Origin of the sequence: Pseudomonas putida, from assembly GCF_016406145.1 — a bacterium.
Classification (GTDB): Bacteria; Pseudomonadota; Gammaproteobacteria; order Pseudomonadales; family Pseudomonadaceae; genus Aquipseudomonas; species Aquipseudomonas putida_E.
In genome coordinates, this window is sequence record NZ_CP066306.1 from 4,075,093 (window position 1) to 4,092,536 (window position 17,444).

Genomic DNA, 17,444 nt, shown 5'->3' on the forward strand with positions numbered 1-17,444 from the left:
AGGCCGCTGACCCCTGTGCTATCCGGTTTTCCGGACCGCAAAGGGTTTACGGTGACAGAGAATTGACGAGTCACTGCCCCGCCATCGCTGCTGGGGTTGCCGGTGCACTTTGTGTGCCAGCGCGGCGCAAGGCAGCGTCCGGTGTGGCTTTGGCACTGCCGGAGCCGGTCAGGCTGCGGCGTACTTCAAGATTGCGGGAGATCACCAGCACCACACGGCGATTTCGCGCCCGGCCCTCAGCAGTGTCATTGCCTGCCACAGGCTGATATTCGCCATACCCCACCGAGGCCATGCGCGCCGGGTTGACGCCCTCCATCGCCAGCAGGCGGACGATGCTCGCCGCCCGCGCCGAAGACAGCTCCCAGTTGGTCGGGTATTGCGCGGTACGGATCGGCAGGTTGTCGGTAAAGCCTTCGACGTGCACCGGGTTGGCGAACGGCTTGAGAATGTTCGCCACCTTCTCGATGATGTCGAAGGCCTTGTCGCTGGGCATGGCATCGCCACTGCCGAACAGGAGCGAGGAATTCAGCTCGATTTCCACCCACAGCTCGTTTCCGCGGATGGTCATCTGGTCGGACTTGATCAGGTCACCGAAGGCATCGCGTACGTCGTCACTGATGGTTTTGAGTGGGTCGACGCTGTTCTGCGCAAGGCCTGCGTCGGTCTGCTCGCTGTCCTTGATCAACGGCTCGGCCGGCTTGACGCTGAGCGGTTGCTCATCGCCGATGGGGATTGGCTTCATGCTCCGCTCAGGGTCGTTGAACACCCCGAGCAGCGCTTGCGAAATGACCTTGTACTTGCCCTCGTTGATCGAGGAAATCGAGTACATGACCACGAAAAAAGCGAACAGCAAGGTAATGAAGTCGGCGTACGACACCAGCCAGCGCTCATGATTTTCGTGTTCTTCGGTATGGCGACGGCGACGCATGGGTTACTCCATGAAGCCTTGCAGTTTCAACTCGATCGAACGCGGGTTCTCACCCTCGGCAATCGACAACAGGCCTTCGAGCAGCATTTCGCGGTAGCGCGACTGGCGCATGACGATGGCCTTGAGCTTGCTCGCAACCGGCAGCAGGATCAGGTTGGCACTGGCCACGCCATAGATGGTGGCAACGAACGCCACAGCGATGCCGTTGCCCAACTGGGACGGGTCGGCCAGGTTGCCCATCACATGGATCAGGCCCATCACCGCACCGATGATGCCGATGGTGGGCGCATAGCCGCCCATGCTTTCGAACACCTTGGCAGCCTGGATGTCGCGGCCTTCCTGGGTGAGAAAATCGACTTCGAGGATGCTGCGGATGGCCTCGGGCTCGGCACCGTCAACCAGCAGCTGCAAGCCCTTGCGGGCATACGGGTCGGGCTCGCCATCGGCCACACCTTCCAGGCCCAGCAGGCCTTCCTTGCGTGCGGTCAGGCTCCAGTTCACCACCCGGTCGATACCGCCAGCCAGGTCAACCCTTGGCGGAAAGATGATCCAGCGCAAGATCTGCAAGGCACGCTTGAACGATGACAACGGTGACTGCAAAAGCGCCGCCGCCAGGGTACCGCCCAGTACGATCAGGGCTGCCGGTCCATTGAGCAGCGCCCCGACATGGCCCCCTTCGAGGAAGTTGCCACCGACGATGGCGACAAAGGCCAGGATCAGACCGATCAGGCTAAGGACATCCATCAGACACACGCCTCGACCAGGTGCTTGCCGATCTCATCCAGGCTGTACACCGCATCGGCCAGGTTGGCTTTGACGATGGCCATGGGCATGCCGTAGATCACGCAACTGGCTTCATCCTGGGCCCACACGGTGCTGCCGCCCTGCTTGAGCAGGCGCGCGCCCTCACGGCCGTCGGCACCCATGCCGGTAAGCACCACCGACAGCACCTTGTCACCGTAAGACTTGGCTGCCGAACCGAAGGTAATGTCCACGCAGGGCTTGTAGTTCAGGCGCTCGTCACCGGGCAGGATCTTCACCGTGCCCCGGCCATCGATCATCATCTGCTTGCCACCGGGGGCCAACAGGGCGAGGCCTGGGCGCAGCAAGTCCCCGTCCTCGGCTTCCTTGACGCTGATCTTGCACAGTTTGTCCAGGCGCTCGGCAAAGGCCTTGGTAAATGCCGCCGGCATGTGCTGGATGAGCACGATAGGTGCCGGGAACGCGGCAGGCAGTTGCGTCAGCACCCGCTGCAGGGCAACCGGGCCGCCGGTCGAAGTACCGATGGCCACCAGTTTGTAGGGCTTGCGTTTGGGCGCTGGCGAATGGGCTGGGGCCGGTGCCGTACGGGCCGGCGCCACGCTACGCGGCTGCGCCGGGCTGGCCAGGCTGCTGGCGGGGGCGTGCGCAACGCTGGCAGGTGCCGGTGCAGCCGCCGCAGCGGTGTTTGCGTAACCACCGAAACGGCGGTTGCTGCGCGAAAGGGTGTGAACCTTCTCGCACAGCATCTGCTTGACCTTCTCCGGGTTGCGCGAGATGTCTTCGAAGTTCTTCGGCAGGTAATCCACCGCACCGGCATCCAGCGCGTCGAGGGTCACCCGGGCGCCTTCATGGGTCAGCGAGGAGAACATCAACACCGGCGTCGGGCAGCGCTGCATGATGTGCCGCACTGCGGTGATGCCATCCATCATGGGCATTTCGTAGTCCATGGTGATGACATCGGGCTTGAGCGCCAGCGCCTGGTCGATCGCTTCCCTGCCGTTGGTCGCGGTACCGACGACCTGGATCGTCGGGTCCGCCGAGAGGATTTCCGAGACGCGGCGGCGGAAGAAACCCGAATCATCCACCACCAGGACCTTGACTGCCATAAACACTCCATTAGGTGGCGCGGCCCGCAAGGGCGCGCCACCGAAATCAAATACGCCGCGCCGCGTAACGCTTGAGCATGCTCGGTACGTCGAGGATCAGCGCAATGCGACCGTCGCCGGTGATGGTGGCGCCGGACATGCCCGGGGTGCCCTGCAGCATCTTGCCCAGCGGCTTGATCACTACCTCTTCCTGGCCCACCAGTTGGTCGACCACAAAGCCGATGCGCTGGGTGCCCACAGACAGAATCACCACATGGCCCTCGCGCTGCTCCTCATGCACCTGGCCCTGGACCAGCCAGCGCTTGAGGTAGAACAGCGGCAGCGCCTTGTCGCGTACGATCACCACCTCCTGGCCGTCGACCACGTTGGTGCGCGACAGGTCCAGGTGGAAAATCTCGTTGACGTTGACCAGCGGGAAGGCGAACGCCTGGTTGCCCAGCATCACCATCAGGGTCGGCATGATCGCCAGGGTCAGCGGCACCTTGATGACGATCTTCGAACCCTGGCCTTTGGCCGAGAAGATGTTGATCGAGCCGTTGAGCTGGGAAATCTTGGTCTTGACCACATCCATACCGACACCACGGCCGGACACATCGGAGATTTCCGTCTTGGTCGAGAAGCCCGGAGCGAAGATCAGGTTGTAGCAGTCCGACTCGCTCAGACGGTCGGCGGCATCCTTGTCCATCAAGCCCTTTTCCACGGCCTTGGCGCGCAGAATGTTAGGGTCCATGCCTTTGCCGTCGTCGGAAATAGACAGCAGGATGTGGTCGCCTTCCTGCTCGGCCGACAGCACCACGCGGCCGGTACGCGCCTTGCCCGAGGCTTCACGCTCTTCAGGCATTTCGACACCGTGGTCAACCGCATTGCGCACCAAGTGCACCAGCGGGTCGGCCAATGCCTCGACCAGGTTCTTGTCCAGGTCGGTCTCTTCACCGACCAGTTCCAGGTTGATCTCTTTCTTCAACTGGCGGGCCAGGTCACGGACCAGGCGCGGGAAGCGGCCGAAGACCTTCTTGATCGGCTGCATGCGGGTCTTCATCACCGCAGTCTGCAAGTCGGCAGTGACCACATCGAGGTTCGACACGGCCTTGGACATGGCCTCGTCACCGCTGTTCAGGCCCAGGCGCACCAGGCGGTTACGCACCAGTACCAGCTCGCCGACCATATTCATGATCTCGTCCAGGCGCGCAGTATCGACGCGCACGGTGGTTTCCGCTTCGCTTACTGCGTGTTTTTCGGCAGCAGGAGCGGGCGCGCGGGCCGGCGCGGCAGGCTTGGCCGCAGCAGCAGGTGCCGGTGCCGGCTTGGCCACAGGCTGGGTTTGCGGCTTGGCTGCGACAGGGGTGGCAACGGCGGCGGGCGCTTCAGCGGTCACGGCATCGCCGGTGAACTTGCCTTTGCCATGCAACTGATCGAGCAATGCCTCGAACTCGTGCTCGCTGATTTCGTCGCCGCTACCTGCAGCTGGTACTTCGCTGGCCACCGGAGCAACGGCAGCAGGCAGCGCGTCCGCCTGGAACGTGCCCTTGCCGTGCAGCTGATCCAGCAGCGACTCGAACTCTTCGTCGGTGATTTCGTCGCTGGCTGGCGCGCTGGCTGCAGCGGCCACGGGCTCTGTGGCAACGACTTCGGCCGAGAACTGGCCCTTGCCGTGCAACTGGTCAAGCAACGACTCGAATTCGTCGTCGGTGATCTCGTCACCGGAGCCGGCCAACGTTTCGCCCTGCAGCTGCTGTTCGGCAGCCGCTGCTTGGGCTTTGACCGCATCGAGCGAATCGAGCAACTGCTCGAATTCGGTGTCGGTGATGTCTGCCTCAGCGGCAGGCTCGGCCTGCGCAGGCGCAGCCTCGGCCACCGGCGCAGCAGCTTCGGCGCTACCCGGCTCGGCCAGGCGGGCCAAGGCCGCCAGCAATTCGGGCGTAGCCGGGGTCACTTCACTGCGCTCGCGCACCTGGCCGAACATGCTGTTGACCGTATCCAGCGCTTCGAGCACCACGTCCATCAGTTCCGCGTCGACCCGGCGCTCACCTTTGCGCAGGATGTCGAACACGTTCTCGGCGATATGGCAGCACTCCACCAGCTCATTGAGCTGGAGGAAGCCGGCGCCCCCTTTTACAGTGTGGAAACCGCGAAAGATCGCATTGAGCAGGTCGGCATCATCGGGCCGGCTTTCCAGCTCGACCAGTTGCTCGGACAGTTGCTCAAGAATTTCGCCGGCTTCTACCAGGAAATCCTGAAGGATTTCTTCATCGGCGCCGAAGCTCATTAAACGTGCTCCTTAAAAACCCAGGCTGGACAGCAGATCATCATTTGACATCGTCCTGACCGGACACAACGTCTTCACGCTTATCGGCATGAATCTGCGGACCTTCACCCCGAGCCGGATATTTTTCTTCATCTTTTTCAGCGCGCAGCTGTTGGTGGTCATGTTCGATACCGGCAAAACGGTCGACCTGACTGGCCATCAGCACGAGTTTGAGCAGATTGCTTTCGACTTCGGTCACCAGCGCGGTCACCCGCTTGATCACTTGGCCGGTCAGGTCCTGATAGTCCTGAGCCAGCAGAATGTCATTGAGGTGGCCAGCTACCTTGCGGTTACCTTCAGCGCTGTGCGTCAGGAAACTGTCGACACGCTTGACCAGATCGCGGAATTCCGGCGCAGCGACTTCGCGGCGCATGAAGCGCTGCCAGTCGACACTCAGATTCTGCGCCTCAGCGGCCAGGTCGTTGAGCACGGGCGTGCTCTCTTCCACCAGGTCCATGGTGCGGTTGGCGGCGCCTTCGGTAAGCTTGACCACATAGGACAAACGTTCGGTGGCGTCGGTGATCTGCGAGACTTCCTCGGCCTGCGGCATGCGCGGGTCGATCTGGAAGCTGACGATCGCACTGTGCAGCTCGCGGGTGAGCTTGCCGACTTCCTGATACAAGCCGCGGTCGCGGGTCTGGTTGAGCTGATGAATCAGCTGCACCGCCTCGCCGAACCGCCCCCGTTCCAGGCTTTCGACCAGTTCCTGGGCATGCTTCTTCAGGGTTGACTCAAACTCCCCCAAAGACGTTTGTGTTGATTCCATGGCGCCCCCTGACTTTGTTCAGCCGTTGACGCGTTCGAAGATCTTCTCGATCTTTTCTTTGAGCACCTGGGCGGTGAACGGCTTGACCACATACCCATTCACGCCGGCCTGAGCCGCTTCGATGATCTGGTCGCGCTTGGCTTCGGCCGTCACCATCAGTACCGGCATGGCCTTCAGGCGGTCGTGGGCACGTACCTTGCGCAGCAGGTCGATGCCGGACATGCCGGGCATGTTCCAGTCGGTCACCAGGAAGTCGTAATGGCCGCTTTCGAGCATCGGCAATGCCGTGGTGCCGTCGTCGGCTTCTTCGGTATTGGTGAAGCCCAGATCACGCAACAGGTTCTTGATGATCCGCCGCATCGTCGAAAAGTCGTCAACGATGAGGATTTTCATGTCTTTGTTCAATTAGACCTCCAAGCAGTCTCAAACGCGCTCGGCCCCGAGCGCGCATTCAATCAATTCGGTACAACGTGAAAACGACTGCAACGACCCCGGGCTCAACGCGCCCGCCATTCCCCAAGACGGCTGCGCAAACGCGCGGCGCACTGGCTGTGCAGCTGGCTGACACGCGATTCGCTGACCCCCAGTACCTCACCGATTTCCTTGAGGTTCAGCTCTTCGTCGTAGTACAGCGCCAGCACCAGCCGCTCGCGCTCCGGCAGGTTGGCAATGGCATCGGTCAGGGCAGCCTGGAAGCGCTCGTCTTCCAGGTCGCGTGAAGGCTCGACCTGGCCACTGGCGCCCTCCTCGTGCAACCCTTCGTGCTCGCCGTCCTGTAACAGGTCGTCAAAGCTGAACAGGCGGCTACCCAGGGTATCGTTCAAAATCCCGTAGTAATCATCGAGACTCAACTTGAGTTCGGCCGCAACTTCATGATCTTTAGCGTCGCGGCCGGTTCTTGCTTCCACAGCGCGCATCGCATCGCTGACCATGCGCGTGTTGCGGTGCACCGAACGCGGTGCCCAGTCACCTTTGCGCACCTCGTCGAGCATGGCGCCGCGGATGCGGATGCCGGCGTAGGTTTCAAAGCTGGCACCCTTGCTGGCGTCGTATTTATTGGCCACCTCAAGCAAGCCGATCATGCCGGCCTGGATCAGGTCTTCCACCTGCACGTTGGCAGGCAGGCGCGCCAGCAGGTGGTAGGCAATGCGCTTGACCAGCGGCGCGTAGCGTTCAACCAGATCGTACTGGGCGTCCTTGGACGCCTTGCTGTACATCTTGAACCCGCTCGCACTCATAGGACCGGCCCTGCGCTGGTGGGCTGCACCAAGCGCTCGACGAAGAACTCCAGATGCCCGCGCGGGTTGGCCGGCAACGGCCAGCTGTCGACCTTCTGCGCAATAGCCTTGAAGGCCAGCGCACACTTGGAACGAGGGAAGGCTTCGTAGACTGCCCGCTGCTTCTGCACCGCCTTGCGCACACACTCGTCGTAGGGCACGGCGCCGACGTATTGCAGGGCAACGTCGAGGAAGCGGTCGGTGACCTTGGTCAACTTGGCGAACAGGTTGCGCCCTTCCTGCGGGCTCTGCGCCATGTTGGCCAGCACGCGGAAACGGTTCATCCCATAGTCGCGATTGAGCAGCTTGATCAGCGCGTAGGCATCGGTGATCGAGGTGGGTTCATCGCACACCACCAGCAGCACTTCCTGGGCTGCACGGACGAAGCTGACTACTGAGTCACCAATCCCCGCAGCGGTGTCGATCACCAACACGTCGAGGTTGTCGCCGATCTCGCTGAAGGCCTGGATCAGCCCGGCATGCTGGGCCGGGGCGAGGTGCACCATGCTCTGGGTGCCAGAGGCCGCCGGCACGATGCGCACCCCGCCCGGCCCCTGCAACAGCACATCGCGCAGCTCACAGCGCCCTTCAATGACATCGGCCAGGGTGTGTTTGGGGGTCAGGCCCAGCAATACGTCGACGTTGGCAAGGCCCAGGTCGGCGTCCAGCAGCATGACCCGGCGGCCGAGCTCGGCCAGCGCCAGGGACAGGTTCACTGAAACGTTAGTCTTGCCGACGCCACCTTTGCCACCGGTTACGGCGATCACCTGTACGGGATGCATGCTACCCATGTTCGTTGTTCACCTTGTCTCGCTTGGACCCAAGCCACACGCGGGGCATCACTGCGGCCCCCTTGGTGTAGGTATTTTGCATACGCTTGATCATCAACCCGCTCTCCTTGGGTTGTGATAGAGATCAGCGAACATGTCGGCCATGGCCTCTTCGCTGGGCTCGTCCTGCAACTGCACATTGACCGCGCGGGTAACCAGCTGGTGCGCCCGCGGCAAGTGCAGGTCGTCAGGAATGCGCGGGCCATCGGTAAGATAGGCAACGGGCAGTTCATGACTGATGGCCAGGCTCAGCACATCGCCGAGGCTCGCCGTTTCATCGAGTTTGGTCAGAATGCAGCCGGCCAGCCCACAGCGTTTGTAGCTGTGATAGGCGGCCGTCAGCACCTGCTTCTGGCTGGTGGTGGCCAGCACCAGGTAATTCTTCGAGGCGATGCCGCGGCTGGCGAGGCTTTCCAGCTGCATGCGCAAGGCCGGGTCGCTGGCCTGCAGGCCGGCGGTATCGATCAGCACCACGCGCTTGCGCAGCAGCGGCTCCAAGGCCTGGGCCAGCGACTGGCCGGGGTCTACATAAGTCACCGGCACGTTGAGAATGCGCCCCAGGGTCTTGAGCTGCTCCTGGGCACCAATGCGGAAACTGTCCATGCTGACCAGGGCCAGGTTCTGCGGGCCGTACTTGAGCACATAGCGCGCCGCCAGCTTGGCCAGGGTGGTGGTCTTGCCCATGCCGGCGGGGCCGACCATGGCGATCACACCACCTTCTTCGATCGGCTCGATCTCAGGCACTTCGATCATGCGTGCCAAGTGGGCCAGCAGCATGCGCCAAGCCTGACGCGGCTCCTCGATTTCGGCGGTGAGGTCAAGCAACTCGCGGGCGATCGGCCCGGACAGGCCAATGCGCTGCAGCCGGCGCCAGAGGTTGGCCTGCGCCGGCTTGCTGCCTTGCAGCTGGCTCCAGGCCAGCGAGCCGAGCTGCACTTCAAGCAGCTCGCGCAGGCCCGACAGCTCAGAGCGCATGGCATCGAACAGGCGCGGGTCGACCGGTGCCGGTGCAGCAGGTGCTGCAGGGGCAGGTACATCCACATGCGGTTCGATCAACGGCTGCGAAGCGGTCAGCGACTGCCCGGCGAACAATTGGCGGCTGCCTTCAGTGGCATCACTGCGGTTGTCCAGCTCAGCCTGGGCAGTGGCGATGCGCGTCTGGGTCTTGCGCAGCTCTTGCTCGAGCTCGGCATTGGGCACGCGCGGGGCCAACGCGGACAGTTTGTAGTCCAGCGCGGCCGTCAGTTCGACACCACCAGCGATGCGCCGGTTACCAATGATGGCGGCGTCGGAGCCCAGCTCATCACGGACCAGCTTCATGGCCTGGCGCATATCGGCGGCGAAAAAACGCTTAACTTGCATAACCCACTACCTCAGCCGTTGGGGCCCACGGTGGCAACGATGGTGACTTGCTTGTTATCCGGTATTTCCTGATACGCCAGAACATGCAAATTCGGTACAGCCAGGCGGCCGAAGCGCGACAGCATGGCACGGATCGGGCCGGCAACCAGAAGGATGGCCGGCTGGCCTTGCATCTCCTGACGCTGGGCCGCTTCGATCAACGAACGCTGCAGCTTTTCGGCCATGCTCGGCTCCAGAAGAACACCATCTTCCTGACCTTGCCCGGCCCTTTGCAGACTATTGAGCAAAATCTGTTCCAACCTTGGCTCAAGGGTGATCACAGGTAGCTCGGACTCAACGCCGACAATGCTTTGCACGATGGCGCGACACAATCCGACGCGCACTGCCGCCACCAGCGCGGCGGTATCTTGACTCTTGCCAGCATTATTGGCGATGGCCTCGGCAATGCTACGGATGTCACGCACCGGCACCTGCTCGGCGAGCAATGCCTGCAGTACCTTGAGCAGCCCCGACAAGGAAATGACACCCGGCACCAGTTCTTCTGCAAGTTTAGGCGAAGCCTTGGCCAGCACCTGCAGCAGTTGCTGCACTTCCTCGTGGCCGATCAGTTCATGGCAATGCTTCTGCAGGATCTGGTTGAGGTGCGTGGCAACCACGGTACTGGCATCGACCACGGTGTAGCCCAGCGACTGCGCTTGGGCACGCTGGCCAATATCGATCCAGACCGCTTCCAGCCCGAAGGCCGGGTCACGGGCGGCGATGCCGTTGAGGGTGCCAAACACCTGGCCGGGGTTGATGGCAAGCTCGCGGTCCGGGTAGATCTCGGCCTCGGCCAGAATCACGCCCATCAGCGTCAGGCGGTAGGCGCTGGGCTGCAGGTCGAGGTTGTCGCGGATGTGCACGGTGGGCATGAGGAAGCCCAGGTCCTGGGAGAGCTTTTTACGCACCCCCTTGATCCGGGCCAGCAGTTGCCCACCCTGGTTGCGATCGACCAGCGGGATCAGGCGGTAGCCGACCTCAAGGCCGATCATGTCGATCGGCGTCACGTCATCCCAGCCAAGCTCCTTGGTTTCCATCGCCCGCTGCGGCGACGGCAACAGGTCCTGCTGGCGCTGCACCTCTTGTTGCGCTGCGACCTTGGCCTTCTGCTGCTTCTTCCACACCAGATAGGCACCACCGCCGGCCAACAGGCCAAGGCTGATGAAAGCGAAGTGCGGCATGCCCGGCACCAGGCCCATGACAATCATCAAGCCTGCCGACACCGCCAGCGCTTTGGGCGAATCGAACATCTGCCGGTTGATCAGCTTGCCCATGTCCTCGGAACCGGAGGCACGGGTCACCATGATCGCGGCAGCGGTGGACAGCAACAGTGATGGCAATTGCGCCACCAAACCGTCACCAATGGTCAGCAGGGCGTAGACCTTGCCGGCATCGCTGAACGACATGTTGTGCTGCAGCATGCCGATGAGCATGCCGCCGATGAGGTTGATGAACAGGATCAGCAAACCGGCGATGGCGTCACCACGCACGAATTTGCTGGCACCGTCCATCGAACCGTAGAACTCGGCCTCCTGGGCAACCTCGGAGCGCCGCGCCTTGGCTTGGGCCTGGTCAATGAGGCCGGCGTTGAGGTCGGCGTCGATGGCCATCTGCTTGCCGGGCATGGCGTCGAGGGTGAAACGCGCGCTCACTTCAGAGATACGCCCGGCACCCTTGGTCACCACCACGAAGTTGATGATCATGAGGATGGCAAACACCACAGCACCGACCACATAGTTGCCGCCGATCACCACCTCACCGAAGGCCTGGATCACCTTACCGGCAGCGCCATGACCCTCCTGGCCATGGAGCATGACCACGCGCGTGGAGGCGACGTTCAACGCCAGTCGCAGCAGCGTCGCGACCAGCAAAATGGTGGGGAAGGCGGCAAAATCAAGTGGCCGCAAGGCATACACGCAGACCAGCAGGACCACGATCGACAACGCGATGTTGAAGGTGAAGAACACGTCGAGCAGGAACGGCGGTATCGGCAACATCATCATTGCCAACATCACCAGCAGCAACAGCGGCACACCCAGGTTGCCCCGGCCCAGGCCGGCCAGGTTGTGGCGTGCGTTGTTGATTAACTGACTGCGATCCACCGAGAGCCCTCTTCAAGCAAAACTTTGACGCCCAAGGGGCGCTTGGGCGTGGCTTTGCAAGAAGCTTTCCAACTTTGACCGATCCCACGTGAAACGTGAACCGGGCGGGCCCCATCGCGTTGACTGGTGGCTCATCAGCGGGCAATCAACAAGAGAAACAAGACCTCCTACCCACTCGCTTCAATGGCAGTGACCCAAAGCTTCACCTCTCGGAAAACCACAGAGAGGCTGATCCGCTGCAAAAACTCACACTGATTTGAACATGCCAAAGCGCGTGGTTCCTATGCGCATGCAGGGGCAAATGACAGCTATAAGGCACTGAACATCAGTCAATGACTCGATTGGTAGCCCTAGTGAGTCTGTGATACCTTCGCCAGCGTTTTTGACTGCATCGCTTGACCCGGAGAACATGGTGGCAAACTCTCTCGATAGCTTTATCGTTCCTGACAAACATCGCCATAAAACCGCGATGGATTATGTAGTCGAGTCGCTACGGGAAGGCATACTTTCTGGCGCAATAGCCGAAGGCACGGCTTTGCGCCAAGAAGAGCTCGCCTCAAAATTCGGTTTGAGTCGAATGCCGGTAAGGGACGCCATAAGGCAATTGGAGGCCGAAGGGCTTGTTACCTATGAAGTCCATAAAGGCGCATCTGTAGCGATCATGACGATTGAAGATATTGTCGAGATCTATGACATGCGGATCATGGCAGAATGCACAGCCCTGGATTTTGGTTTTTCCAATATTGTAGCGAATGATCTGGCGCAGATGCATGACCTCGTGTCTACAATGGAGCAGGCAACAGATCCGCACCAGCTTAGCGAACTAAATGAAAGGTTTCATCACCTTCTTTATTCAAAAGCCAAACGCCCCAGGCTACTTGCATTGATTAAGTCCCTTCATGACTCGGTGGATCGCCATCTTCGTTTTTTGTTGACAAATCTCGACTACCACAAGAAATCGCAACAGGATCACAAACGAATTGTGAAAGCGTGCGCTCAGGGTGATCGCGAAGCCGCCAAGCAATATTTGGCCGAGCACCTTGCCGAGGGACGAGATTCAATCGTTACGTTTCTGGAGACACGGCGTCGACAGGACGCGCCTTAAAACGGTCCTTCGATGCTGACGAGAGCGCATATTCCACCAGCGCTCCTACTAGCTTCTCAGGGGGATAGCCGGAGCACTCAAACATTTTCGGGTACATACTGGAACCTGTAAATCCGGGTAACGTATTGACCTCATTGAGAATAATTGCACCATCCTCTGTCAAGAAAAAATCCACCCTGGCGTATCCCTTCAGTTCAAGGCATCTGAATGCTTGAACGGATAAATCCTGAATGCGTTCGACAATGTCCGGTGCCAATAAGCTTGGCACACGAATATCTGCTCCGCTTTTAGAATCATATTTCGCCTGATAATCGTAATATGCCTGCCCTTCCTTTTTAAGTATTTCACCCACCACCGAGGCGATCAAGCCTTCCTCAAGTTCGAGCACACCACACTCTATCTCTCTTCCACAGATTTCAGCCTCCACAAGCACCTTTGCGTCTTGACATGCTGCAATAGCAAATGCCTCAGCATACTCCAAGGCATTGGATACCTTAGATACACCAATCGATGACCCCGAATTAGCGGGCTTCACGAAGAGCGTGCTGCTACCCAGGCACTCGACCAGTTCTTCCCAGGGGCGCATGAAATTCATGGCCCTCCATGGCCCCACAACTAGCCCAGAAGACTGGAGCATTCTCTTCGTAACATCCTTATCCATGGACATTGCTGAACCCAGCACCCCGGAGCCCACACAAGGCAAACCGCACATCGCTGCCAATCCTTGAATCGTCCCATCCTCCCCCCACCGACCATGCAGTGCCGGAAAGAGCAGATCGATCGCAATCTCCACCGTGTCGCTCCCTTGAGTTGTGTACGAGAGCGAGGGATGACCTGGACGTATTGAAATCAAAGGCGCCGACCGATCAACCTCGCCTGGAAACTGGCACGGCTCCCCCTGATATCTCCAGCTCCCCTCACGATCTATCCCCACACAGTGCACACGGTGACCGAGGGCCATTAGCGCCGCGTGAATCATAGAAGCGGAGCGGAGCGCCACTGAGTGCTCTGAGCTCCTCCCCCCAAAAACCAATGCGATCACATTTTGTTTCATTTCGATAGACCTCGGCCTGGAAATTTTGGCTACTGTATCCAATATCCAACAAATATAACAACGGCTATTGCCGATATCCAGGAAAGGAAGACCATGGCTTTAGAAATCACCAACGGGGGGAGCCTGGGCGAGCGTTCTTGCGAGTCCCTAAACGCCGCGCCGGATCTCCAGATCAGAGCGATCGCGATCTCAGCACCAGAATGCATCAGCGGCTACAAATCAGGCAGGGCCTTGAACAGCACCGACCCTGTCAGCCTATTTAACGCATGCCGCTGCGCGGCAAGCCTTGCGCAAGAAAGGAAAGGCGCTTGGGCAAACAGCAATTGGGGGCGACCTGACAAAAAGCTGAGAGAACACTTTTTGCTCATGTACTCACTGGATGACATGCATCGTCTCGAAAACTTAATACAAGTATCTCTTCCCAATATTCTGTTCATTGGTGCCATGACGCTCTGCATGCCTGGTGCAGTGAAATGTGCAAAACTCGCAAGAAAGATGCTCGGCGATAGAGCACTCATCATACTGGGTGGGCGACATATAAATGAAACGATCTACCTTTCTGACGAAAGAAGAAGATCACCTTCCGTTGTCAAACACCATCGAGCCTCGCCGGGGCGCCTTATTAGAGAGCTTGAGATCCCCCCACTTTTCGACGTCATAATTTCCGGCGAAGCGGAAAAGTTGATTGCAGAGATCGGAGAGCTTTTTAGTCGCTCCAATCATAACCCTACGACGTTCATTGCAGAAAATCTGGATACGAAAACCGAAGGGCGATGGATCGCTGACTTCCCGCGTATCGATAAAACACTTGTAAGTGATGGCAACCCCCTGCAGCACGACGAACTGCCCTCGGTAGTCGGTACGTTTGGGGTTACCGCTTCGTTTGATGTTTTCCAAGGACGCATGACCTCACATATTTTTAGCGATACTGGTCCTGGGTGCATCTATGACTGCACTTTCTGCAGTGAACGCCGGAGCATTGTTGGAAACATTCAAGAAATTCAAGGCGCCCCACGACGACTGTACAACCAACTCAAAGAGACAATTAGCGCAGTAAAGCAAGATCATCCCAACAAGGGAGCAAGTGCATTCGTCGAAGATTCGATACTCCTTAGCGGCAGCCCAGTCGCAATTACTCAATTATGTCAATTGCTTGAGAAAGACCCGCTAGAAATCATTTTTGGTGGCCAATTCACGATTGATCAGATTCTTAGAAAAAAGGACTTAATTCAACGGCTAGCCAAATGTGGTCTGAGGTATGTCTTCATCGGGCTCGAAACGCTTGAACCACAAGAAATTGGAGGTATGAGCAAAGACGTTGACGGCAAAAAACGAACGTGGAAAGACCGATTCATACAAGCTCTGGACTTTATGGCAGCAAACCACATCGATTGCGGGTGCGCATTACTGTTTGGCTTGGGTGAAGCGCATACCAGCCGCCGAAGTTTACTGAATGGTCTCATAGCGCTTAAGCGGGAGACCGGACAGCCTGTTGCCCTAAGCGCAAACTGGGCAGTCCAGCACCCCCTGCGGAGTTGCCGCGAAAGCGAAAATGAAAATTACTTACGCTGGGGCACTCCCGAAGGTGAACTGCTTGAATATTTCCACAGATTCGGTGAAGCCTCCCACGAGTACCCTTTACCCAATGTCTCTCCACCTCAGACTAGCGAAGTTAAAGAAATAATCCATCTCCTCAATGAGTTCGAGGCAATCGATGTCTGAGATGACGCTTAGCAAACTGGCACAGGTTGGCCTATTCCCTGTAGGAGAAATCCAATCAACACAAACGCCAGCTATGGAGTGCACCAGCTATTTAGTTGACAGCTTTGATCAGCTGCCACCTATCAATGAGGAAAGCCTGGCAGATACAGACAACGATCTTTTCAATGGCCTGTACTATGGCGGCGTTGATACTCCAACGACCCGCCAACTCTCTCAGCGGGTGGCCAACATTGAAAAGGGCAAATTCGCAGTCTTAACACCCTCCGGGCAATCCGCCTTCAACCTACTGCTATCAACATTTGTAAAACCAGGTGATCACGTACTTGCTGGAGACACCACCGTTTACTCCACACAGTGGCTGCTGACTTACTTTGAAAAGATAGGCGTAAAAATTGAATACTTCACACCCAACGACGCCGCCACTCTAAAGAACAAATTAACCCTAAAGACAAAATTAATCATTTTTGAAAACCCCGGCGCATTCATGTATGAGGTCATGGATATTCGAGCAATTGTCAAATCACGACACGATCATCCAGCGTTAATTGTCGCCGACAACACATGGGCAGCATCAGTATTTCACCATCCCTTATCACTCGGCGCGGATATCAGCTTGATATCAATGAGCAAATACCACGGGGCGATAGAGGGCATATCTCTCGGAGCACTAACAACTAAGCGAAAAGATTTGTATTTAAACTTGAAAATCACATCCGCACTAATGGGCAACCATGTGAGCTCACAAGCCTGCTCAGCAGCAATTCGATCAATTAGCACACTGGGCGCTCGCCTATCGTTCCAAATGAGCACAACTCGCAAGGTGCTTCGAAGCCTCCAGCCAATGCCCCTTTTAAAACAAGTGATACATCCCATTCTCCAGAACACTGAGCTCCACCTACAAAACTCCATGATCACTGGATTCAACAGCCTACTCACCGCTGAGTTTTCATGCTCTCGTGACGAACTGATATCTCGCCTAAACCGCCTAAACGTAATAAAGATAGGCTACGGATGGGGCGGTGCAATAAGCATCATTAATATTATTGATACTCAAAACATGCCATCAGCAAAACGACTAGGTATTAACAGTGAATGCGCAAGGATATACCTCGGCCTTGAAGATCCAGATGAGTTAATTCGCGACCTTTCTAACGCATTCACCCACTAGTCATTCCAACCGCAGCATCGCCTGCAAGGATAAGTCATGCACAAAATAACAACACATGAAAACTTCGCATTCAGCGAAGATGAGCTTAAAAACAACATTTTCAGCTTCATGAATGCCTCCCCCTCAGATTCCGTTCACATTATGGCCGGCCACTTCATGCTATTTTATGACAAGCAGAGTGATCGACTAGCGCCCGGCGTTTTCGAAGACATACAAGACCCCATATTGAAATCACAAGTCAAACAACGGGTGGGCATATTTCCCACCTACTCTTGGAAATTAGCAATAGAGCTCGCAGAACACCATATAGTGAGCAACAACAAAAACGCGAAACTGCTCCTTTTAATTAACGACTGGCAATACGTCCCAAGCGGCGATTCGGCTTGCGACTACAGGACCGAATTTTACAATAGCTTCAAGGAACTTCCAAGAAGCTACCTTGCGCATCTTAACTCTTCCTCAATCGTCACCACCCAAAATATTACATGCAGCCGCAGACACGCACTTTGCTTCCCTGAGACCTGGTTGAAGAACCGTTTTCAAAATGAGGCCTCACGACTGGTAAAGCAAGGAAAACTCGCGAAACGATATATTCCAGAGCAACCAGACATGTCCGAAATCTCATTCACTGACGCTTCTGGTACCTCTTTACCGCTGGTCAGTTGCGGGATGACTGGCTGCGCAGGTGAAATAACTGAGATGATTTCCGAAGCCTACAGAGCAGGCGCTCGACTTTTGATTCTTCTCGCCCCAAATGAATGCCACGCCCCCATAAGAAAAGGCGTCGAAATCGCCCTTTCACTTTACGACTTCGAACCGTTAAGCGTATTGGTGGCAGATCTGGGAGGTAGTGGGGAGCTTACGACCGATTATATATATAGCAAAGGCATCCATATCGCCACCTATAGAACTTGAGAG

Annotated in this window: 14 protein-coding genes and 1 pseudogene; 4 read left to right on the top strand and 11 right to left on the bottom strand. The window is 57.8% G+C overall.

The features are described 5' to 3' along the window. Positions 1-70: 70 nt before the first annotated feature. The 10 genes and pseudogenes from motD to flhA all read right to left on the bottom strand — a co-directional run bounded on the left by motD (position 71) and on the right by flhA (position 11,477). Positions 71-928, bottom strand: a complete 858-nt coding sequence (gene motD, locus JET17_RS18590) for a flagellar motor protein MotD (protein WP_012315492.1) — start codon at positions 926-928, stop codon at positions 71-73. A 3-nt stretch (positions 929-931) separates the two neighbouring features. Beyond that, on the bottom strand, positions 932-1,672 hold the full coding sequence (locus JET17_RS18595) for a flagellar motor protein (RefSeq protein WP_012315493.1): 741 nt from the start codon (positions 1,670-1,672) through the stop codon (positions 932-934). Continuing rightward, a complete protein-coding gene (locus JET17_RS18600) occupies positions 1,672-2,796 on the bottom strand; it encodes a protein-glutamate methylesterase/protein-glutamine glutaminase (protein ID WP_012315494.1) in 1,125 nt (374 codons plus the stop codon). Before JET17_RS18600 ends, JET17_RS18595 begins: the two co-directional genes overlap by 1 nt. 46 nt (positions 2,797-2,842) lie before the next feature. Further along, positions 2,843-5,062 carry a chemotaxis protein CheA gene (locus JET17_RS18605; RefSeq protein WP_012315495.1) on the bottom strand — a complete coding sequence of 740 codons (2,220 nt, stop codon included), beginning with the start codon at positions 5,060-5,062 and terminating at the stop codon, positions 2,843-2,845. A 12-nt stretch (positions 5,063-5,074) separates the two neighbouring features. Beyond that, positions 5,075-5,867 (bottom strand): annotated as a pseudogene (locus JET17_RS18610) (protein phosphatase CheZ). A gap of 18 nt (positions 5,868-5,885) precedes the next feature. Next, positions 5,886-6,260 (bottom strand): chemotaxis response regulator CheY, encoded by a 375-nt coding sequence (locus JET17_RS18615; RefSeq protein ID WP_085984883.1) that lies wholly within the window; start codon positions 6,258-6,260, stop codon positions 5,886-5,888. Positions 6,261-6,364: 104 nt separating this feature from the next. Beyond that, positions 6,365-7,105, bottom strand: a complete 741-nt coding sequence (fliA, locus tag JET17_RS18620; RefSeq protein WP_012315498.1) for an RNA polymerase sigma factor FliA — start codon at positions 7,103-7,105, stop codon at positions 6,365-6,367. Further along, complete coding sequence (fleN, locus tag JET17_RS18625; RefSeq protein WP_011534890.1) at positions 7,102-7,935, bottom strand: flagellar synthesis regulator FleN; 834 nt, start codon at positions 7,933-7,935, stop codon at positions 7,102-7,104. Before fleN ends, fliA begins: the two co-directional genes overlap by 4 nt. Positions 7,936-8,028: 93 nt before the next feature. Next, on the bottom strand, positions 8,029-9,336 hold the full coding sequence (gene flhF, locus JET17_RS18630; protein ID WP_012315499.1) for a flagellar biosynthesis protein FlhF: 1,308 nt from the start codon (positions 9,334-9,336) through the stop codon (positions 8,029-8,031). Positions 9,337-9,347: 11 nt separating this feature from the next. Continuing rightward, positions 9,348-11,477 (bottom strand): flagellar biosynthesis protein FlhA, encoded by a 2,130-nt coding sequence (gene flhA, locus JET17_RS18635; protein ID WP_012315500.1) that lies wholly within the window; start codon positions 11,475-11,477, stop codon positions 9,348-9,350. A gap of 409 nt (positions 11,478-11,886) precedes the next feature. Here flhA and JET17_RS18640 point away from each other — a divergent pair, with 409 nt between their 5' ends. Then, the gene (locus tag JET17_RS18640) at positions 11,887-12,582 is read left to right on the top strand and encodes a GntR family transcriptional regulator (protein ID WP_042111626.1); all 696 of its coding nucleotides are present in this window, start codon (positions 11,887-11,889) and stop codon (positions 12,580-12,582) included. On the opposite strand, the gene JET17_RS18645 is transcribed toward JET17_RS18640, so the two are convergent. Continuing rightward, positions 12,542-13,636 (bottom strand): D-alanine--D-alanine ligase family protein, encoded by a 1,095-nt coding sequence (locus tag JET17_RS18645; protein WP_012315502.1) that lies wholly within the window; start codon positions 13,634-13,636, stop codon positions 12,542-12,544. The two genes, JET17_RS18640 and JET17_RS18645, sit on opposite strands and share 41 nt — an antisense overlap. A 93-nt stretch (positions 13,637-13,729) precedes the next feature. Here JET17_RS18645 and JET17_RS18650 point away from each other — a divergent pair, with 93 nt between their 5' ends. Genes JET17_RS18650 through JET17_RS18660 form a run of 3 tightly spaced genes read left to right on the top strand, consistent with a single transcriptional unit; the run spans position 13,730 to position 17,441 of the window. Further along, positions 13,730-15,358 carry a B12-binding domain/radical SAM domain-containing protein gene (locus JET17_RS18650; protein WP_012315503.1) on the top strand — a complete coding sequence of 543 codons (1,629 nt, stop codon included), beginning with the start codon at positions 13,730-13,732 and terminating at the stop codon, positions 15,356-15,358. A gap of 1 nt (position 15,359) precedes the next feature. Beyond that, positions 15,360-16,526, top strand: coding sequence for a PLP-dependent transferase (locus tag JET17_RS18655; RefSeq protein WP_042112082.1), 1,167 nt, complete (start codon positions 15,360-15,362; stop codon positions 16,524-16,526). Positions 16,527-16,562: 36 nt separating this feature from the next. Next, the gene (locus tag JET17_RS18660) at positions 16,563-17,441 is read left to right on the top strand and encodes an LPD16 domain-containing protein (protein WP_012315505.1); all 879 of its coding nucleotides are present in this window, start codon (positions 16,563-16,565) and stop codon (positions 17,439-17,441) included. Positions 17,442-17,444 lie beyond the last annotated feature (3 nt).